This is a genomic window from Halorubellus salinus (assembly GCF_020567525.1).
GTDB lineage: Archaea > Halobacteriota > Halobacteria > Halobacteriales > Natrialbaceae > Halorubellus > Halorubellus salinus.
This window is the reverse complement of the sequence record NZ_JAJCVI010000002.1, coordinates 114,690-133,151: the sequence shown is the minus strand read 5'-3', so window position 1 is coordinate 133,151 and position 18,462 is coordinate 114,690. Positions and strand designations below refer to the sequence as shown.

Here is an 18,462-nt window from a genome sequence, read left to right as displayed (position 1 = left end):
CGCTCTCTCTATCTCCGCGTTTTCTTTCCGGTCACAAGAGACGTGTACTCGCCAACGAGAAGCAGATGCAGTCGCGAGACGCGGATGCAGGTGCGAGAAAAAGAGACAGTCGCGAGACGCGGATGCGGTTGCGAAGGAACGAGCGTGTCGTGTCGCGGTCAGTCGAGGTCGTAGAGCGCGCCGTACTTCTCGGTGACGTAGTCGAGGAAGTAGTCCGCGGTGTAGGATTCACCGGTCGCCTCGCGGACGAGGTCGTCGGTCTCGTAGCGCTTCCCGTGGCCGTGGACGTGCTCGTTCAGCCACTCCATGAGCGGGTCGAACTCGCCTTCGCGGAGCTTCGCGTCCAGGTCGTCGACGTCGTCCTCCGCGGCGGCGTACAGCTGGCTGGCCAGCACCGACCCGAGCGAGTACGTCGAGAAGTACCCGAAGCTGCCGTGACTCCAGTGGATGTCCTGCAGGCAGCCTTCGGCGTCGGTCTCGGGGCGGATGCCGAGGTACTGCTCGTACTTGTCGTTCCACGCCTCCGGGACGTCCTCGACGTCGAGGTCGCCGCTGATGAGGTCGCGCTCGATCTCGAACCGTACCACGATGTGCATGTGGTACGTGAGCTCGTCCGCTTCGACGCGGATGAGGTTGTCCTCGTACACCTGGTTCGCCGCCTCGTAGGCGTCCTCGACGGTCACGTCGTCCAGGTCGTCGAAGTGGTCCTTGAGGACCGGGAGGAAGTGCTGCCAGAACGCCTTCGAGCGCCCGACGTGGTTCTCCCAGAGGCGACTCTGGGACTCGTGCACGGTCAGGTCGCGGGCTTCACCGAGGGGCGTCCCGTAGTGTTCGTCCGGGAGGCCGAGCGTGTACGTCGCGTGCCCGAACTCGTGAACCGTCGAGTACGCCGCGCCCAGCGGGTCCGCTTCGTCGAAGCGGGTGGTGACGCGCGCGTCGAACTGCGTTCCCGACGAGAACGGGTGCGGCGCCTCGTCGAGCCGGCCGCGGTCCCAGTCGTACCCGAGTTCGTCCAGGACCGCGCGCACGAACTCCAGCTGGTCGTCCGCGTCGTACGTCCCGTCGAACGAATCGAGTGCGAGGTCGGCGTCGCTCTCCCGAATATCGTCGATGAGCGGCGGGAGCTCCTCCTTGAGCCGCTCCAGAACGCGCTCTGCGGTATCCAGCCCGAGGTACGGCTCGTACTCCTCGAACAGCGTCTCGTAGGGGTCCTGGTCGGGCGCGATGTGCTCGGCGTACTCGCGCTTCAGCTCGACGAGCTCCTCGAGTGCGGGCGCGAACGTCGAGAAATCGTCGGCCTCCTTCGCCCCCTTCCACGTCGGATGCGCCTCACTCGTCTTCTGGGAGATCTCCTCGACGAGCTCGGTCGGAACGCTGGTCGCACGCTCCCGCTCCCGCGATATCTCGCGGACGACCGCCTGCTGCTCGTCGGTCAGGTCGACGTCGGCGAGCGCGTCGAGCTGCTCGCCGAGCTCGTCGCTCGTCAGTATCTCGTGGCTCACGGCGGACAACGCCGCGGTCTGCCGGGAGCGAGCGGGCGTCCCGCTCTCGGGCATCATGACCTCCTGGTCCCAGGACAACACCTGGCCCGCGTACCCGAGGTTCTTGTATCGCTGCACCGTCTCCAGGAACTCGTCGTACACCGCCGGCGTCTCCGTCGCCGCAGAAGCGTCTGTAGCCATCGGGAAATAGTTGCCGTCGTCCGGTCAAGAAACCACGGTTTCCGGAGCGACGACAGCGTGATAGCGTCCGCGACGCCGCCGGGTTCACCGACCCCGTGACTTATCAACCACTCCGTCGTGGTTCCCGGTATGCTCTCGCCGTACGCGAGCTTCGAGGTGCTCGCGCTCGTCGCCGCGAGCCTCTGCGGCGTGCACGCGTACCGGACCAGCGACCTCCCGTTCTTCGCCACGTCGGTCGTCTACGGGCTCGTCCTCGAGAAACTCGTCGTCGTCGGGTTCGAGAACTACACGTACCCCGCCGCGCGCTTCCTCGACGTCGCCGGCATCCCGATAGCCATCGGGCTCGGGTGGAGCGTCGTCCTGTACGCGGGCTACGACGCCGCGCGCCGCATGGCCGTGGGGCACCCGACGCGAGCGGCGTTCGTCGGCCTGTTCGTCCTCCACGTCGACCTGGCGCTGGACGCGATCGCCATCCGGTTCGAGCCGGTCGGGTTCTGGACGTGGACGCCGGCGGGCGCGTACTTCGGGGTCCCGATCGGGAACTTCTTCGGGTGGTTCGCCGTCGGATTCCTGTTCGTCGTCGTCTACGACGCGGCCGTCGCGCGGACCGACGTGCGAGCGCCGGGCGCGACGACGCGGACGGTCCTCCGGGGGCGAGCGGTCGCGGCCGCGGTCACGCTCGTCGCCGCGAGCGCGCTCATCTACCTCGCGATGGTGGCGTTCGAGGCGGTCGCGGTCGGCGTCGTCTGGCGGAAGACCGCCGTGCTCGTCGCCTGCGTCGCGGTCGCCGCGGTCGCCGTCGCGAGGACCGACCTCGTGCTTCGACAGCCGGCCGCGCTCCCGTCGGCCGCGGTGTCCCTGACGCACCTCTACTTCCTCGGCGCGCTCCTCTGGCTGGACGTTCACCGCGAGGAGCCGGTCCTGCTCGCGGTGAGCCTCGCGATGCTCGCCGTCGCGGCCGCGCTCCACGTGGTCCCGGCGCTCGCGGGGGACCGCGGCGCGGGCGAGGACCGCGACCCGAGTCAGGAGACCGATGACGCGGCGACCCGCTCGTAGAGCCGTCGGCAGCGCTCGAGGACGGCGACGCTCGCGCTCTCGGCGTCGGTGTGCGCTTCGCCGGGTTCGGCGACGCCACAGACCACGCACTCGACGCCGGCGCGGTCGTCGAGCCAGCCGGCGTCGGTCGCGTGGGGCTTCGAGACGTGCTCGGGCGACTCGTTCTGGACGCTGTCGGCGGCGGCGAGCACGGCGTCCGCGAACGCGTCGTCGTCACAGCGCATCGGCGGGAGGTCCTGGTCGACCGTCACGGAGACGCCGTCGACGGCCTCGACGCGCTCGACGGCGGCGCGCTCGCCGGGGACGGTGCGTTCGTCGACGGTCACCTCGCAGGTGTCGGGGACGACGTTCCACGCGCTCCCGCCCGCTATCTCGGTGACGACGACGCTCCCCGACACCGTCTCGCCCGCGACGTCGACGGTCGGCCACGGGAGGTCCCGGAGGACGTCCACTGCGTCCGTCGCCCGATAGATGGCGTTCTCGCCTGCGTCGGGTTCGCTCGCGTGCGCCGCCGCCCCCGTCGCGCGAACGGTCACCGCACGTCGGCCCTTGTGCGCGACCGCGACGTCCGTCACCCCGGGCGCCGAGTACCCCGTCGACCCCTCGCCGACGACCGCCCACGTCGGCGCGAACCCGTCGTCGATGGCCGCCCGACAGCCCTCGCCGCCGACCTCCTCGCCGACGAACGACGCGAACACCAGGTCGTGCGCGTCCGCGCCGCCTGCGTCGAGGTCCGCGTCGCGGAACGCGAGCATCGCCGCCGCCACCGCGCCCTTCATGTCCGCCGTCCCACGACCGTGGACGTGTCGGTCGCCGTCGCCATCATCGTCGTCGACCTCGCACGTCATCGTGCCCTCGTCGTCGACCTGCGAGTCCGCGGGGTCGACGACGTCGTGGTGGCCGACGAACGCGAGCGTCTGGCGGTCGCTCGCGGTCACGTCGCCCGCGTCCGCGAGGTCGTCGACGTGGCTCGCGTCAAACGTGCCGCCGGGCGTTCGCCGCGCGAACACGTTCCCGTGGTCGTCGCGGAGTACGACACCGGGCGCGTGCTCGCGCAACCACGCCTCGATGCGGTCGCCCGCGACCGACTCCGCGTCCGCCACCGGGACCGAGACCAGTTCGCGCGTCAACTCGACGACCTCGCTGCCGGCGCCGTCTCGCTCGCTCCCACCAGTGTCGCCCTGTCGCTCGCTCCCACCAGCGTCGCCCTGTCGCCCGCTCCCACCAGCGCCGCCCTGTCGCCCGCTCCCACCAGCGTCGCCCTGTCGCCCGCTCCCGCCAGCGCCGCCCTGTCGCCCGCTCCCGCCAGCGCCGCCCTGTCGCCCGCTCCCACCAGCGCCGCCCTGTCGCCCGCTCCCGCCAGCGCCGCCCTGTCGCTCGCTCCCGCCAACGTTGTCACCGTCGTTCGCGTCGTCCATGCCGTTGACTGTGCGGTGACTCCACAAGAGGTTTCTCCGCGCTCTCGCAACCACTGCTCGAATGACCGACGACGCAGACGGACTCTCCATCCGCGTGCTCCTCATCGGCCTCTGCATGGGGACCGCCGACGCCGTTCCCGGCGTCTCCGGCGGCACCATCGCGCTGCTGGCCGGCATCTACGACCGGCTCATCGACGGCATCACGAACGTGACGCCCGACGCCGGCGTGCGCGCGCTCCGCGCCGCCGTGTCCCTCGACGCGAGCGGCGTCTGGGCGGTCGTCGAGGAGACCGACGCGCTGTTCCTCGGGACGCTCGGCGTCGGCATCGTCGGCGCGCTCGTCGTCGTCTCCAGGGTCGTCCACTTCGCCGAGGTCAACTATCCCGTCGCACTCTTCGGGTTCTTCTTCGGGCTCATCCTCGCGAGTGCCATCGTCCTCTCCCGCCAGATCAGTCTCGACACCACCCGGCACGCCACGGCCGCAGCCGCCGGGTTCGTCCTCGCGTTCGCGCTCTCCGGGAACGTCGAACTGCTCGCCGGCCAGAGCCTCCTCCTCACGTTCGTCGCCGGGACCGTCGCCATCAGCGCGATGATCCTCCCCGGTATCTCGGGCGCACTCATCCTCGTCGTCCTCGGCCAGTACACGTACCTCACGGAGACGCTATCGACGTTCACGGACGCCCTGCTCGCGCTCGTCACCGGCGGCGCGCTCGCCCGGGTCGTCGACCTCGGGACGGTCGTCGCCGCCTTCCTCGTCGGTGCCGCCGTCGGCCTCTTCACCGTCGCCCGGGTCGTCGACCGCGCGCTCGAAGCCGACCGCCAGACGACGATGGCGTTCCTCGTCGCGCTCGTCGCCGGCGCACTCCGCGCACCCGTCAACGAGGTGTCGACGCGCGACGGCCTCGCGTGGACGAACGACGTCCTCGTCCAGTTCGCGGTCGTCGCCGCCATCGGTGCCGTCCTCCTGTTCGCGCTCGACCGGTACGCCGTCGACCTCGACCTCGACGACGGCGCGGACGTCGACGTCGCCGTCGACGACGCCCGCTGACGGTCCCGGACGTGCCGCCGACGCGACGCGCGGTCAGACGCGTTCGTAGACGCGCTCCTCCTCGCCGACCGCGTCCGTCGACAGCTTCTCGACCGCCGAGGCGACGTGGCGCGCGCTCTCGGCCTGCTGCTCGCTCGCCGCCGCCACCGACGCCGCCTCCGCGGCGACCGCGTCCGCGGCGTCCGCGAGGTCCTCGACCGTCTCCGACACCGCCGTCACGGACCGCGCCTGCTGGTCGGCCGCCGCCGCGACCTCCTGCATGCCCGACGCCGACTCCGCGACCGCGCCCTCGACGTCCTCGAGCGAATCCAGCGCCGCCGCGACCTGGGCGCGGCTCTCGTCGACCTGCTCGCTCGCCGTCTCGACCACGTCCCGGGTCTCGGCCGCCTCCTCGCGGACCGCCGTCGCCGCCTCCTCGACGTCCGCGAGGTCGCCGCGCGTCTGGGAGACGAACGTCTCCAGCTCGGACGCGATGGTCGCGACCGGCCCGCTCCCGCGCTCGCGCTCGGCCTCCACCTTCGCGTTCGTCGCGAGCACCGCGGTCCGGTCGACGACGCTGTCGACGCGGTCGACGACGTCCTCGATGTCCTCGGCGCGCGCCTCCACGGTCTCCGCGGCCTCGCTGAGGCGGTCCGTCGCATCCGAGACCGCCTCGAGCGCCGTCATCGCGTTCGCCGCCGCGCCCACGCCGTCCTCGGCGACGCCGGTCGCGCGCTCGCTCGTCTCCCGGACGTCCGCCGCGACCGACGCGACCTCCTCCGCGGCCGCACTCACCTCCTCCAGGTCCGCGGCCGCGTCCGCGACGCCATCGGCCTGCGTCTCCGTGTGCGCCTGGATGGTCGTCGCGCTGTCCGCGACCGACGACGACGACGCCTCCAGTTGCTCGACGGGCGGCTGCACTGCCTCCTCGACCTCCGTGGCGAGCGCGCGCTGTCGGTCGATGGCGCGCTCCAGCCGGCGGCTGTACGAGTCGACGTACGTGTCGCTGGCCACCTGGAGGTCGAGGTTCAGGATGCGCAGCACCGCGAGCACGTCCTGCATCCCGTCGTGGATGGCGTCACGAACCGTCGCCTCCAGGGACTCGTCGAGTCCGTCGGCGGCGTCGTCGCCACCGCCGAACCCGCGGAGCGCGCCGACGACGCGCTCAAGCCCACCCTCGGCCTGCTCGCGCTCGTCGACCCAGTCCTCTATCGCGTCGACGACCTGCCCCTGCACGCGCTCGTCGACCCGCGACAGGATGAGGTCGTAGTAGAGCCCGTACTGGCCGACGTACTGCTTCAGGGGCATGTCCAGTATCTCGTGGAGCTTCCCGATGCGCGCCCGGTTCGTGAAGTAGTCATCGTCGTAGTCGCCGGTCGCGAGCGACACCAGGTACGCCTTCTGCGTGCGCTTGAGGTCCTCGACGCCCTTCGGCGACCGCTCGATTATCGCCGTGGTCTGCTCGTACTGCGTGAGGTTGTCGTAGAAGGATTCCGCGATATCCTCCTGGTTCTCTCGCAGGAGCGGTTCGAGGTCGTCGAGCCGACGTTCGTCCTCGGCGTCGAACCCGATGAACTCCTTTCGCCACGCGATCTCCCCTTCGTCCAACCCTATCTGGTCGGTGAGCGAGTCAGCCTCGACGAACCGGTTCAACCCACCCAGGCCGAACTCCATCGACGGGTCCATGCACGCCACCAGTTCGAGCAACCAAGAGAGTCCTCTGCTCGTTCCCAGGGCGCTGGAATCCGTGCCAGCCACCAACGGACCACCCTTTTAAACGGCGAGGCCCGTAGGGTCGAGCATGAACGTAGTCCCGGACACGAGCGTGGTCGTCGACGGCCGCGTGTCCGCGAAGATCGACGACGGCACGTACGACGGCGCCACCATCCTGGTGCCCGAGGCCGTCGTCGCCGAGCTCGAAGCGCAGGCGAACGCCGGCCACGACACCGGCTGGGCGGGCCTGGAGGAACTGCAGCGACTCGCCGAACGCGCCGACGACGGCGTCATCGACCTCTCGTACATCGGCGAGCGTCCCGACGACGTCGCCATCGACGCGGCGAGCGAAGGCGAGATAGACGCACTCATCCGCGAACTCGCCGAGGACCGCGACGCCGTCTTCCTGACGAGCGACGTCGTCCAGGGCGAGGTCGCGAAGGCGAAGGGCATCGACGTCGACGTCGTCTCCCCGGAGGTCGAGGAACTCGGCACGCTCAACGTCGAGACGTACTTCACGGACGACACGATGAGCGTCCACCTCAAGGCGGGCGCGGTCCCGAAGGCCAAACGCGGCGAGATCGGCGACATGCACTACGTCCAGATCGCCGACGACCCGCTCGACGAGGCGACGATGGACGAGTACGCGACCGAGATACTCAACGCCGCCAAGGAGGAGTCCGACGGGTTCCTCGAACTCTCGAAGACCGGGATGGACATCGTCCAGTTCCGCGACTACCGGATCGCGGTCGCCCGCCCGCCGTTCGCGGACGGCATCGAGATAACTGCGGTCCGCCCGATCGCGCTCACCGACATCGACGACTACGAGTTCGCGGACGAACTCAAGGACCGCCTCCTGGAACGCCAGCGCGGCGTCCTCATCTCCGGCAGCCCCGGCGCGGGGAAGTCGACGTTCGCGCAAGCGGTCGCGAACTACCTGAACGACCACGACTTCTCCGTGAAGACCATGGAGAAGCCACGCGACCTCCAGGTCGACGCGGACATCACGCAGTACACGGAACTCGACGGGTCGATGGCGAACACCGCCGACTCGCTGCTGATGGTGCGGCCGGACTACACCATCTACGACGAGGTCCGGAAGACCGACGACTTCGAGGTGTTCGCGGACATGCGGCTCGCGGGCGTCGGGATGCTCGGCGTCGTCCACGCGACCCGGGCCATCGACGCGCTCCAGCGCCTCGTCGGCCGCGTCGAACTCGGGATGATCCCGCAGGTCGTCGACACCGTCGTCTACATCGAAGCCGGCGAGGTCGACACCGTGTACGACGTGAAGACCGAAGTGAAGGTCCCTCATGGCCTCACCGAGGAGGACCTGGCGCGGCCGGTCATCACGATCAACGAGTTCGAGAGCGGCGAACCGAAGTACGAGATCTACACGTTCAACCGCCAGGTCGTCACCGTCCCGCTCGACGACGCGGAGGACGGCGGGAGCGAGACGGGCGTGAACCGCATCGCGAAACAGGAAATCGAGCGCGAGATCCGTTCCATCGCTCGCGGGCACGTCAGCGTCCAGTTGAAGGGCCAGAACACGGCGGTCGTGTACGTCGACGACGACGACATCTCGAGCGTCATCGGGAAGGGCGGCGGCCGCATCCAGGACGTCGAGAACCGCCTGGGTATCGACATCGACGTCCGCACGCACGACGAGAACCCGCACTACGAGACCGGTGGGAGCGGCGGCAGTACCGGTGCGAGCGGCGGGAGTGGTAGTGCGTCGACGGGGCAACTCACCGAACCGGAGATAACGAGCCGGCACATCGTCGTGCCCGTCGACGGCCACGTCGGCGAGACCGTCGAGGTCCGCGCGGAGGACGAGTACCTGTTCACGGCGACGGTCGGTCGCGGCGGCGAGGTCCAGGTCTCCCGGGGGAGCGCCATCGCGGAGGAACTGGAGCGCGCCATCGACCGGAAGGCGCCGATAACGGTCCACACGGACTGAGCGCTCGCCCGCGGCGTCGGCCCGCCCTCACTCTGCGTCCCGTGGCGCCGCCAGCTCGGGGTCGAACTCCCACTCGGCCTCCTCGACGGGCGCGAACGCGTCCGTCGGGTCGCTCTCGCTATCGGCCCCACTGACTGATTCTGGCTCGTCATCGCTGTCGGCCGCACCGACGGATCGGGATTCGTCGTCGTCCCGGAACGCCCAGTCGGTGGCGTCGGTCGGCCCCACCTTCGTCGGCGCGGCGTCGGCCGTCGCGGCCGTCGCGCGGTCCGACGGCGTCGGATCGGCTGCGTGCGTTTGCGACTCGGTCGACTCGGACACCGCGACGTCGCCGCCGACGGACTCCCGTTCGGCGGACTCGCGGTCGGCGGGCTCGCGGTCGGCGGCCGTCTCGACTCGTGGTTCGCTCGCGTCGTCCGCGTTCGTCCGCGGCGTCGTCGCTCCTGGTGCGTTCCCGTGCCTGGACCCGGCGTCGGCCGGGTCACCGGCACCGTCAGCAGCCACGCGTCGACCAGTTGCACCCGCCCCAACCGGGCGTCGGTCGTCCACGTCCGGGTCGCTCGCCACCGCGAGCGCGAGCGCCGCTGCCGCTCCGAGAGCGGTCAACCCACCGGCGGCCACCGCCTTCGACGACAAGAGGACCTGGCCGCCAGCGGCGGCGACCGCGCCAGCGACGCCACCGGCCGCCAGAGTCGCCGCGAGCACACCGACGAACGGACCACCCGGACGTCTCGACATACCAATCCACATACCCGGGGCGTGCATAAACGGACGCGCTAGCCTCCGAGGGAGTCGGCCGCGAGCGGTCGACCGCAGCCGCCGCACGCGTCACTCCGCAGGCTGGTCGAACAGCTCCTTCCGCAGACTGGCCGAACAGCTCGCAGAAGGCACGCCAGCCGGCATCACGGTCGACACCGAACCGGGCGAGAAGCAGTTACTCCGCGCAGCAGGTCTCGACGTCGCCATCGCTCTCCCCACCGTCCGCCGCGATGGGTTCCCCCGTCAACTCGTAGAGGCTCTGTCGAGCGTCCGCGAAGTAGACGTCCTGACTGACGAGGTCGATGTCCTGCAGTCGCTCCAGCGCGTACCGGACGGTGCGCGCCGACAGCATCGACTCCTCCACTATCTGTTTCTGGGTGAGCGGGCCGTCGTACTCGAGTACCTTGTAGACGAGTTTCGCGCTCGGCGGTAGCTCGTCGAGGTCCTCCCCTGAGTCACTCATCGTTACGAATCGAAACGCCCATCGCTCTTAAAGCTTGACCCGAACCAGAGGGAATCGCCGGTTCCAGCGCACCACGAACGCCCCCCTGTCGCCTCCACAGCGGGCCGCTGGGGCGCACGGAGAGCGAACGGCTTTTGGGGCGACGTCCCGGACGGAACGGTATGGCGACTGAGACGCAGAGCCAACGACAAGCACACGTCCTCGCCGTGACCCGGACCGGCATCGCCGCCGCCCTCGGCGTCGCCGCCGCGTTCGGGTCGTGGTTCCTCACGCAGGACATGACTGCCGCCGCAGCCTCGAAGGACCAGACGGCGCAGATCATCGTCCTCGCCGCCGTCGTCGTCCAGCCCATCCTCCAGCAGGTCCTGGGCATCTACAAGGACGACTTCGGCGCGAAGGACTTCCTGTTCATCCTCTTCATCACGTTCTCGATGTGGTTCGTGACGTGGACGGTCATCCTCACCTCCGACGCACACGCCGCGGCGGCCGCCAGCGAGGCGCTCGCGTCCGGAGCGAAGCACGCACTCACCGGCCTGTTCGCCTAAGATGGCCGACGACAGCATCGCGGTCGTGGACCTGGAACGCTGCCAGCCCGACCGCTGTAACTACGAGTGCAAGAACTTCTGTCCGCCCAACCGCACGGGCAAGGAGTGCATCACCGTCCGCGGCGAGGACGCCGAGGACGGGAAACCCGACCAGGTCCGCATCAGCGAGGAGATCTGTCTCGGGGAGACGTGCGGTATCTGCGTCGAGAAGTGTCCGTTCGACGCGATCGAGATCATCAACCTCCCGAGCGAGCTCGAGGAGCATCCCGCGCACCGGTACGGCGAGAACGCGTTCTCGCTGTACGGGCTGCCGACGCCCCAGCGAGGGCAGGTGACGGGTATCCTCGGCCCGAACGGCATCGGGAAGACGACCGCCGTCCGCATCCTCGCGGGCGAACTGATGCCGAACCTCGGCGAGTACGCGAACCCGCCCGAGTTCGAGGAAGTGCTCGACGAGTACCGCGGTACCAAGAAGCAGACGTACCTCGAACGGCTCGACGAGGGCGAACTCAGCGTGTCGCGCAAACCACAGTACGTCGACGAGATACCGGGGCGGTTCGACGGCGTGACGCGCGACCTCCTCGAAGCGACCGACGAACGCGGCGTCCTCGACGAACTCGTCGAACGCATGGAGATCGGCCCCGTGATGGACCAGTCCATCGACAGCCTCTCCGGTGGCGAACTCCAGCGCGTCGCCATCATCGCGTGTCTCGCTCGCGACGCGGACTTCTACTTCCTCGACGAGATCACGCCGTACCTCGACATCGGGCAGCGCGTCACCGCGGCGCGCATCATCCGGGAACTCGCGGACGAGGGCGAGAAGTCGATGCTCGTCGTCGAGCACGACCTCGCCATCCTCGACCTGCTCGCGGACAACCTCAACATCGCGTACGGTGAACCCGGCGCGTACGGTGTCGTCACGGACCCCAAGAGCGTCCGGAACGGCATCAACGAGTACCTGAAGGGCTACCTCGAGAACGAGAACATGCGCGTTCGCCCGAACGCCATCAAGTTCGAGGAGCACGCGCCGCGACCGGTCGAGAAGGGCCAGGTGCTCGCGGAGTATCCCGACATGGAGATGAGCTACGGCGACGGCGAGTTCAGTCTCTCCGTCGACGGCGGTGCCATCCGCGAGAACGAAGTGCTCGGTATCGTCGGCCCGAACGGCATCGGGAAGTCGACGTTCGCGAAGCTGCTCGCCGGGAACCTCGAACCGACGAACGGCGACGTCGACGTGGACCTCGACATCTCCTACAAGCCCCAGTACATCGACATCGCGCAGCCGATGCGCGTCGACGTGTTCCTCCAGTCGATCACCGACCAGTTCGGGTCGAGCTACTGGAACACCGAGATCGCGCAGCCCCTCCAGCTGAACCGCATCATGGAGCAGAACCTCGAGGACCTCTCCGGTGGGGAACGCCAGCGCGTCGCGATCGCCGCGTGCCTCTCGGAGAACGCGGACCTCTACCTGCTCGACGAACCGTCGGCGCACCTGGACGTCGAACAGCGCGTGCAGGCGACCCGGGCCATCCGCCGGTACGCCGAACGCCAGGACGCGACCGTGATGGTCATCGACCACGACATCTACATGATCGACCTGCTCGCGGACCGCCTGCAGGTGTTCGAGGGCGAACCCGCGAAGCACGGGCACGCGACGCCACCCCAGGAGATGCGGTCGGGGATGAACGAGTTCCTCTCGAACCTCGGCGTGACGTTCCGGCGCGACGAACGCACGAAGCGGCCGCGCGTCAACAAACCCGGGAGTCAACTCGACAAACAGCAGCGCAAGGACGGCGAGTACTACTACGCGAACTAGCTCGCTCGCGTCACTCTTCTCGAATCGAACGCATCGCTCGCGTCACGCTGCTCGACTTGACTCCTCGCTCGCGTCACGCCTGTTGAGCGTCGTCCTCGACGTCGCGTCGACGAACGAACGACCCGACCTCGTCGAGGAACGCCCCGACGTCGTCGTGTGCGTCCGCGAACTCGACGAGCGTGCCGTCCGCGCCACCACGCGGTACCCACACCAGGTCCGTCGTCGCACGAGCGAGGTACCACGCGCTATCGCCGGGGTCGGTGAACTCGCTGAACTGGCGGGTGCGCGCCGTGAGGCGATCGCGGACCGCTGCCGGCGACTCGTTCGACGCGTGCGCGACCGTGACCCGTCCGTCGTCGACGTGCACGACCGCATCGATCGGTGACCGGGCGAGCGACCGACAGAGGTCGACGAGCACGTCGTCGTCGTAGCTCGCGACGTCCGTGAACGCCGCGAACGCGTCCTCGTTCGCCGCACGCAGACTCCGCGTGTCGACTCGGCGCATGTACCGCCGCGCGAGTTCCTTCGCGGCCGCGAACGTCTCCCGTTCACCGAGCGTCATCGGTACCGACGGCTCCGGGTCGAGGATGCGATGCACGCGCACCACGTACGCCACGGGCTCCTTCTGGCTCGCTCGCCCGTACGCGCGCTCGTACCGCGGGAGCACGCTCACCGTGAGGTTCCGTCGGTCGTAGAAGTACTCCGCACCGTGTCGCCCCTCGTACTCTCGATGCCAGCCAGCGGGCAACGCCATCTCAGAGGACTTGTCGCTGGCACGTCCCGCAGAGCGTCTCCTCCTTCACGTCGACCTCGCGAACGGTCGGCGAGAAGTTCATGACGCAGCGTTTGTTGTCGCAGTGCTCGAGCCCCATCGTGTGCCCGATCTCGTGCACGATCTCCTTCCGGATGCGGTGCTGGAAGACGTCGCCGTCGTCGGTCTCCGCGATGCCGCCGTCGCTCGACGTCTGCAAGCGGTACGTGGAGACGACGCTCCCGCTCCCGTCGAGGTACGCGAGCCCGAACACGTAGTTCCGCCGGCGATAGAAGAGGTCCTCGGCGGTGATCGCGATGTTCTTGTCGCCCGAGCCTTCGCGTTCGGCGAGCTGGATGAACTCCTCGGCGGCGTACTGTTTGCGCTGCGTGTCGTAGGCTTCCTTCGGTGATGGCTGGGGTTCGTGGACGCTCACATCGCAGCCATAGACCGACCTGAGTCCCTCGGAGGCGGCGCGCTTGACGTGCGCCGGCACCTCCCCGACAGGGACGATGTCGACGAGCATGCGCTACCGTTAGATACCTCTACGTATAAACATCCCGGCGTGGGAACACGAGAGGCAGTCGTCGAGGCGCTCGCGGACCGCCTCGAATCGTACGACGTGGTCGTGGAGGTCGGGGTCGGCGAGCGACCGGCGGTCGCGGCCGCGCTCGCCGAACGCGGGGCGACGGTGACGGCGACGGACGTCGCGGAACCGCAGCGCGTCGCGGACGCGTCGTTCCCCGAGGACGTCGCGTTCGTCCGCGACGACGTCACCGACCCCGACCCGGGAGTGTACGCCGACGCGGACGTCGTGTACGCGCTGAACTGTCCGCCGGAACTGCAGCGCCCGCTCGTCGACGTCGCCCGTGCAGCAGGCGCTGACGCGGCGTTCACGACGCTCGGCGCGGACCCGGTCGTCGTTCCCGCGACGCCCGAGCAACTTCCCGGCGTTCGCGAGACGCTCTACGTCGTCAACGCACGACCGAGAGGGCGTCCCCGAGGCTAGGGTCTCAGCGTACTGCGGGCGCTCACCATTCGACGTTCGACTCCGACGTGCTCGCGTCGCCCGTCGCGTCGACGGGGCCGTCGCCGACGTACTCGTAGGCGTCGTCGACGAGGTAGACGTCGCCGTCGCGTTCCGCGATACCGATCTCGTCGAGGACCGCGCCCTCGCAGGGGCCGTACGTGCAGACGCCCGAGTCCGCTTCGAACATCGCGGCGTGGTTCTGACAGACGAGTTCGCCGTCCCGCATCGGCGCGCCGTCGCCCTTGTCGATACGGATGTGCCGGAAGTGCATGCAGCGGTTCAGGTACGCGACGACGCCGTCGCTCAGCTTCGTGAGCATCGCCTCGTCGACCTCGCCGTCCGCGTCACGCACCCTGAACAGGTGCGTGGACGCGACGGGAACCTCCTCGACGCTCGCCACCCGCGTCCCCTCTGTCATCGCCCGGAGGTAGGGGAGTGCGCCGGTATCGGGCTTACGGTCGACGCCACTCGCCCCAGGGACGCGCAAGCCCGACCCGTGTCAGGTGCTCGAATCGATGACGAACGCTGGCTCCTCGATGCCCTCGTGCTTGCATTCCGGGCAGCGAGACGGTCGGTTGAGCAGGTCGTCGAAGTCACTGAACCCGCACTCGACGCACTCGGGTGGAGCGACGAGTAACTGCTCGTCGTCGTCACTCCCGGCTACTGTCTGCGAGATGTGCTCGACGTGCCGGAGGGCGGCGCCGGCTGTCACTTCGAACTCCGTCGCCAGCGCACTCGGCGTGGCAGGGTCGTCGCGGAGTCGGTCGGTCATGCGCTGCCGCGTGGTCGCCTCGGCCTCGCGCATACCAGCGAGTTCGCGGTCGAGCGATAAACGTCTTGTTGCGCCCGAGCGACGCTCCGGTAGGCTCCGACGCCACGAGGGCGCCACCAGCGCCGACGCGACCACGACCGACGCGCTCCGCGTCTGGCCCGCCTGAAAGCGCCGTTCATCAGGTGTATCACCGGAACGCGTTCCACCGAAGGACAAAGGTCTTGAAAGGGGACGGAGAACTCGGGGGTATGCAAGCAGTCGTGCTCGCTGGCGGCTACGCCACGCGCATGTGGCCGATCACGAAGCACCGACCGAAGATGTTCCTCCCGGTCGGTGACTCGACCGTCATCGACCAGATCTTCGCGGAACTCGAGGAGGACGACCGCATCACGGACGTCTACGTCTCCACGAACGAGCGGTTCGCGGGCGACTTCGAGACCTATCTCGCCGAGACCGACTTCGAGAAACCGAAGCTCTCCGTCGAAGATACGACCGGGGAGGACGAGAAGTTCGGCGTCATCGGCGCGCTCGCCCAGCTCGTCGAACGTGAAGGCGTCGACGACGACCTCGTCGTCGTCGCCGGCGACAATCTCATCAGTTTCGACATCTCCGAGTTCATCGACTTCTTCGAGGCGAAGGACGCACCGTCGCTCGCCGCGTACGACGTCGGGTCGAAGGAACGCGCGAAGTCCTACGGACTCGTCGAACTCGACGGCGACCGCGTCGTCGACTTCCAGGAGAAACCCGAGGACCCGAACAGCACGCTCGTCTCCATCGCGTGCTACGCGTTCACCGCGGAGACCGTCGGTCTCCTGGAGACGTACCTGTCCGGGGACAACAACCCCGACGAACCCGGCTGGTTCGTGCAGTGGCTGCAGGCTCGCGAGGACACGTACGCGTTCACGTTCGACGGCGCGTGGTTCGACATCGGCACGCCCGAATCGTACCTCGAAGCGGTCGCCTGGCACCTGAACGGCGACAACCACATCTCGGAGACGGCGACGCTGAAGAACACGACGCTCGGCGAGAACGTCCACGTCATGGGGGACGCGACCGTCACCGACAGCCACCTCGATCACTCCATCGTCTTCTCGGACGCCACCATCACCGCGTGCGACCTCCGGAACTCCATCATCGACGAGCACACGCGCCTCGACGACCTCGACCTCGCCGGCGCACTCATCGGTGCACACACCCAGATTTCGAACGGAGAGTAACCGACTCCACGAGCATACGGCGGCCGCCAGGCCGCCGTTTCGTTGTCTGATTCCACCAGCATACGGCGGCCGTCAGGCCGCGATTGCTGCTGTCTGATTCACTCTAGTTCGGCGTTCGTTATCTCGATGTGGCCGCGTGTGCCTTCCCAGACGGTGTCGTATTCGAGGTCGATGCGGTTGTTCATGTGTGGGCCGTCGACGACGAACGTCTCGAACTCGCCGCCTTCGCCGAGGATGTGGACGCCGTACTCGTCGTGGAGTGCTTCGAGGTCGTCGAGTGCGTCGTGGTCGAGGGTGCGGCCGAGCCAGGATTCGTCGAGGCCGTCGGCGGCGACCTGGAGGATGCGTATCTCGAAGCCGGCGTCGAGCATGGCGTCAGCGAGCTCGCGGGGGTCCTCCTGCCAGAGGGGTGCGAAGAGCTCGCAGTCGAGGCGTTCGCACATCGCTTCGATGCGGCTCGTCTGGTACTCGCTCTCGACGGCGCCCGCGGTGACGCCCGCGATACCGCCGGGGAGGGATGCGTCGAGTGCTTCGAGCGCTGCTTCGAGCGGTTCGAGTTCCGCGTCGCCCTGTGCGCCGGAGTCGGTCGCGGTCTCGGCTTCGAAGTCCGCGGGGTGGACGTCCACGAGTTCGATACCGATGCTCTCCGCGGCGAGCCCGGTGAGGTGCGTTGCCGGAACGTGGTACATGTAGGAGTCGTTCTCGGGGTGGACGGTCACGAGGCGTGCGACGTCGAGGTCGCGTTCGAGCGCCTGGTAGAGCGCCCACGAGGAGTCCTTCCCGCCCGAGAACAAGCTCACCCACGAGCCGTCGGCTGTCATACTGAGACGGTGGGTGGCCGTGCACAAACCTCCCGCGGTTCCGCGGACCGCCGTCGCTCGCTTCGCTCGCGGCGGGCTAGGAGCCGGTCTCGAGTTCGTCGCCGTCCTCGTCCATCCCGTCGTCGTCGATGGTCGGTTCGGTGAGGAACGCGGCGACCTGGACGCCGGCGATGGCGAGGAGGACGGCGGCGACGACGAACGCGGCGAGGCGTTCGCCGGTGCCGAGCGTGAACGATTCGACGGTGAGCGCGCCGAGTTTCAGCGGGCCGACCTCGAAGTTCTCGAAGATACCGGCGCGTTCGAGGAAGTACCCGCTGAATCCGCGGACGACGAGCGCGACGGACGTGAGCACGAACGGGATGTTCAGGCTCGACGAGGAGAGCGTGCGGTCGTCGGTGAGGGCTTCGTCGAGGATGCGGCCGATGCTCGCGGTGACGCCGGCGGTCGTCAGCCACGGGACGGCTTCGTACGCGAACCGCATCGCTGGGACGACGACGCCTTCGACGTTCCGTAACTCGGAGGCGGCGAGCGCGCCGACGAAGATGCCGACGAACGTCAGGCCGACGGCGACGACGTACGTGACGACGGAGACGTTCCCCGAGTACAGGGCATCTCGCGTCTGGCTGGCGGCGTCGGTGAGGACGTCGTCGATACTGAAGCCCTTGTAGAGGAGGAACATCCCGATGACGGCGGTGATGGTTGCCGCACCGATCGCGGGACTGTACATGAGCGCGAGTGCGGGGAACGCGACGAACGCGAGCCCGACGGGGACGAGGATGGTCTGCCGGAGTTCCTCGTCGGCGAGGAACTGCTTGAGGAGGTAGTACGTCGACTCGATGTCGCGTGCTTGGCGGACGACGACGCGGTCGACGCTGTCGACGTTCAACCGGCTCTCGACGACGGGCACGAGACGTTCGTCCTCGGCGCTATCGATGACGACGACCGCGCGGTCCAGGTCGTACTCGGCGATGAGGTCGTCGAGCTGGAGGGCGACGGCGCGGTCCGCGCCGACGACGCTGTCGCTCGCTCCCGACACGACCGCGACGACCGCCTCCTCGTCGTCGTCGCGGAGGTCGCGAGCCACCCGGAGCGTCTCCAGGAGCGAGTTCACGCTCGAATCCTCCGGGTCCGCGAGTCCGACGTCCGTCACGAGCGACCGCACGGCCTCCCAGCCGACGACCGGCGTCTCCAGCCCGGTCTTCCGGCCGATGTCGTCCGCGCGGTCGACGCACACGACCAGCGTAGCCACTGCCGTAATCGAACAGGAGTGGCCGTATAAATCTGCCGTGGACTGACTCTTGGAGCATACGGCGTCCGCCAGGACGCCGTTTCTGTGTTGCGGTGCGTGGAGAGAGTGGACTGACTCTTGGAGCATACGGCGTCCGCCAGGACGCCGTTTCCAGCGAATCGACACAACGAGCGTACGGCGTCC

18 protein-coding genes are annotated in these 18,462 nt (G+C 68.5%); 7 read left to right on the top strand and 11 right to left on the bottom strand.

Annotated elements, in window-relative coordinates:
* Positions 1-158: 158 nt before the first annotated feature.
* A complete protein-coding gene (locus LI336_RS05135) occupies positions 159-1,682 on the bottom strand; it encodes a carboxypeptidase M32 (RefSeq protein ID WP_227131574.1) in 1,524 nt (507 codons plus the stop codon).
* Between the two features lie 129 nt (positions 1,683-1,811).
* On the opposite strand from LI336_RS05135, the gene LI336_RS05130 reads away from it, so the two are divergent.
* The gene (locus LI336_RS05130) at positions 1,812-2,738 is read left to right on the top strand and encodes a carotenoid biosynthesis protein (protein WP_227131573.1); all 927 of its coding nucleotides are present in this window, start codon (positions 1,812-1,814) and stop codon (positions 2,736-2,738) included.
* Here the strand turns inward: LI336_RS05130 and LI336_RS05125 are convergent.
* Positions 2,705-4,156, bottom strand: a complete 1,452-nt coding sequence (locus LI336_RS05125; RefSeq protein ID WP_227131572.1) for a M20 family metallopeptidase — start codon at positions 4,154-4,156, stop codon at positions 2,705-2,707. The genes LI336_RS05130 and LI336_RS05125 overlap by 34 nt on opposite strands.
* Positions 4,157-4,217: 61 nt before the next feature.
* Between LI336_RS05125 and LI336_RS05120 the strand changes: the two genes are divergently transcribed.
* On the top strand, positions 4,218-5,204 hold the full coding sequence (locus LI336_RS05120; protein ID WP_227131571.1) for a DUF368 domain-containing protein: 987 nt from the start codon (positions 4,218-4,220) through the stop codon (positions 5,202-5,204).
* 33 nt (positions 5,205-5,237) lie between these two features.
* Here the strand turns inward: LI336_RS05120 and LI336_RS05115 are convergent, their stop codons facing one another.
* The gene (locus LI336_RS05115) at positions 5,238-6,869 is read right to left on the bottom strand and encodes a globin-coupled sensor protein (protein ID WP_227131570.1); all 1,632 of its coding nucleotides are present in this window, start codon (positions 6,867-6,869) and stop codon (positions 5,238-5,240) included.
* A gap of 115 nt (positions 6,870-6,984) precedes the next feature.
* Here LI336_RS05115 and LI336_RS05110 point away from each other — a divergent pair, with 115 nt between their 5' ends.
* On the top strand, positions 6,985-8,856 hold the full coding sequence (locus LI336_RS05110; protein WP_227131569.1) for a PINc/VapC family ATPase: 1,872 nt from the start codon (positions 6,985-6,987) through the stop codon (positions 8,854-8,856).
* A gap of 27 nt (positions 8,857-8,883) precedes the next feature.
* Here the strand turns inward: LI336_RS05110 and LI336_RS05105 are convergent, their stop codons facing one another.
* Entirely contained in the window at positions 8,884-9,594 is a 711-nt protein-coding gene (locus tag LI336_RS05105) for a hypothetical protein (RefSeq protein ID WP_227131568.1), read from the bottom strand.
* 196 nt (positions 9,595-9,790) lie between these two features.
* A complete protein-coding gene (locus LI336_RS05100; RefSeq protein WP_227131567.1) occupies positions 9,791-10,078 on the bottom strand; it encodes a winged helix-turn-helix domain-containing protein in 288 nt (95 codons plus the stop codon).
* Positions 10,079-10,239: 161 nt separating this feature from the next.
* On the opposite strand from LI336_RS05100, the gene LI336_RS05095 reads away from it, so the two are divergent.
* Together LI336_RS05095 and LI336_RS05090 are read left to right on the top strand one after the other, a co-directional pair.
* Positions 10,240-10,623, top strand: coding sequence for an EMC6-like membrane protein (locus LI336_RS05095; RefSeq protein WP_227131566.1), 384 nt, complete (start codon positions 10,240-10,242; stop codon positions 10,621-10,623).
* A gap of 1 nt (position 10,624) precedes the next feature.
* Positions 10,625-12,439 (top strand): ribosome biogenesis/translation initiation ATPase RLI, encoded by a 1,815-nt coding sequence (locus tag LI336_RS05090; protein ID WP_227131565.1) that lies wholly within the window; start codon positions 10,625-10,627, stop codon positions 12,437-12,439.
* Between the two features lie 73 nt (positions 12,440-12,512).
* Here LI336_RS05090 and LI336_RS05085 read toward each other — a convergent pair whose 3' ends face one another.
* Together LI336_RS05085 and LI336_RS05080 are read right to left on the bottom strand one after the other, a co-directional pair.
* Positions 12,513-13,193 (bottom strand): hypothetical protein, encoded by a 681-nt coding sequence (locus LI336_RS05085; RefSeq protein WP_227131564.1) that lies wholly within the window; start codon positions 13,191-13,193, stop codon positions 12,513-12,515.
* A 1-nt stretch (position 13,194) separates the two neighbouring features.
* Positions 13,195-13,716 (bottom strand): archaemetzincin family Zn-dependent metalloprotease, encoded by a 522-nt coding sequence (locus LI336_RS05080; protein WP_227131563.1) that lies wholly within the window; start codon positions 13,714-13,716, stop codon positions 13,195-13,197.
* A gap of 39 nt (positions 13,717-13,755) precedes the next feature.
* Between LI336_RS05080 and LI336_RS05075 the strand changes: the two genes are divergently transcribed.
* On the top strand, positions 13,756-14,199 hold the full coding sequence (locus LI336_RS05075) for a UPF0146 family protein (protein ID WP_227131562.1): 444 nt from the start codon (positions 13,756-13,758) through the stop codon (positions 14,197-14,199).
* Between the two features lie 22 nt (positions 14,200-14,221).
* Here LI336_RS05075 and LI336_RS05070 read toward each other — a convergent pair whose 3' ends face one another.
* Together LI336_RS05070 and LI336_RS05065 are read right to left on the bottom strand one after the other, a co-directional pair.
* Complete coding sequence (locus LI336_RS05070) at positions 14,222-14,638, bottom strand: Rieske (2Fe-2S) protein (protein WP_227131561.1); 417 nt, start codon at positions 14,636-14,638, stop codon at positions 14,222-14,224.
* A gap of 81 nt (positions 14,639-14,719) precedes the next feature.
* Entirely contained in the window at positions 14,720-15,025 is a 306-nt protein-coding gene (locus LI336_RS05065; protein ID WP_227131560.1) for a transcriptional regulator, read from the bottom strand.
* Between the two features lie 215 nt (positions 15,026-15,240).
* On the opposite strand from LI336_RS05065, the gene LI336_RS05060 reads away from it, so the two are divergent.
* The gene (locus LI336_RS05060; RefSeq protein ID WP_227131559.1) at positions 15,241-16,209 is read left to right on the top strand and encodes a nucleotidyltransferase family protein; all 969 of its coding nucleotides are present in this window, start codon (positions 15,241-15,243) and stop codon (positions 16,207-16,209) included.
* Between the two features lie 98 nt (positions 16,210-16,307).
* On the opposite strand, the gene LI336_RS05055 is transcribed toward LI336_RS05060, so the two are convergent.
* On the bottom strand, positions 16,308-17,030 hold the full coding sequence (locus LI336_RS05055; protein ID WP_227131558.1) for a diphthine--ammonia ligase: 723 nt from the start codon (positions 17,028-17,030) through the stop codon (positions 16,308-16,310).
* Positions 17,031-17,106: 76 nt separating this feature from the next.
* Complete coding sequence (locus LI336_RS05050; RefSeq protein ID WP_227131557.1) at positions 17,107-18,279, bottom strand: DUF373 family protein; 1,173 nt, start codon at positions 18,277-18,279, stop codon at positions 17,107-17,109.
* Positions 18,280-18,462 lie beyond the last annotated feature (183 nt).

Excerpts from the sequence above, each read along its gene's own strand:
- LI336_RS05135 (WP_227131574.1), bottom strand. The coding sequence starts at position 1,682 with ATGGCTACAGACGCTTCTGCGGCGACGGAGACGCCGGCGGTGTACGAC.
- LI336_RS05130 (WP_227131573.1), top strand. The coding sequence starts at position 1,812 with ATGCTCTCGCCGTACGCGAGCTTCGAGGTGCTCGCGCTCGTCGCCGCG.
- LI336_RS05125 (WP_227131572.1), bottom strand. The coding sequence starts at position 4,156 with ATGGACGACGCGAACGACGGTGACAACGTTGGCGGGAGCGAGCGACAG.
- LI336_RS05120 (WP_227131571.1), top strand. The coding sequence starts at position 4,218 with ATGACCGACGACGCAGACGGACTCTCCATCCGCGTGCTCCTCATCGGC.
- LI336_RS05115 (WP_227131570.1), bottom strand. The coding sequence starts at position 6,869 with ATGGACCCGTCGATGGAGTTCGGCCTGGGTGGGTTGAACCGGTTCGTC.
- LI336_RS05110 (WP_227131569.1), top strand. The coding sequence starts at position 6,985 with ATGAACGTAGTCCCGGACACGAGCGTGGTCGTCGACGGCCGCGTGTCC.
- LI336_RS05105 (WP_227131568.1), bottom strand. The coding sequence starts at position 9,594 with ATGTCGAGACGTCCGGGTGGTCCGTTCGTCGGTGTGCTCGCGGCGACT.
- LI336_RS05100 (WP_227131567.1), bottom strand. The coding sequence starts at position 10,078 with ATGAGTGACTCAGGGGAGGACCTCGACGAGCTACCGCCGAGCGCGAAA.
- LI336_RS05095 (WP_227131566.1), top strand. The coding sequence starts at position 10,240 with ATGGCGACTGAGACGCAGAGCCAACGACAAGCACACGTCCTCGCCGTG.
- LI336_RS05090 (WP_227131565.1), top strand. The coding sequence starts at position 10,625 with ATGGCCGACGACAGCATCGCGGTCGTGGACCTGGAACGCTGCCAGCCC.
- LI336_RS05085 (WP_227131564.1), bottom strand. The coding sequence starts at position 13,193 with ATGGCGTTGCCCGCTGGCTGGCATCGAGAGTACGAGGGGCGACACGGT.
- LI336_RS05080 (WP_227131563.1), bottom strand. The coding sequence starts at position 13,716 with ATGCTCGTCGACATCGTCCCTGTCGGGGAGGTGCCGGCGCACGTCAAG.
- LI336_RS05070 (WP_227131561.1), bottom strand. The coding sequence starts at position 14,638 with ATGACAGAGGGGACGCGGGTGGCGAGCGTCGAGGAGGTTCCCGTCGCG.
- LI336_RS05065 (WP_227131560.1), bottom strand. The coding sequence starts at position 15,025 with ATGCGCGAGGCCGAGGCGACCACGCGGCAGCGCATGACCGACCGACTC.
- LI336_RS05060 (WP_227131559.1), top strand. The coding sequence starts at position 15,241 with ATGCAAGCAGTCGTGCTCGCTGGCGGCTACGCCACGCGCATGTGGCCG.
- LI336_RS05055 (WP_227131558.1), bottom strand. The coding sequence starts at position 17,030 with ATGACAGCCGACGGCTCGTGGGTGAGCTTGTTCTCGGGCGGGAAGGAC.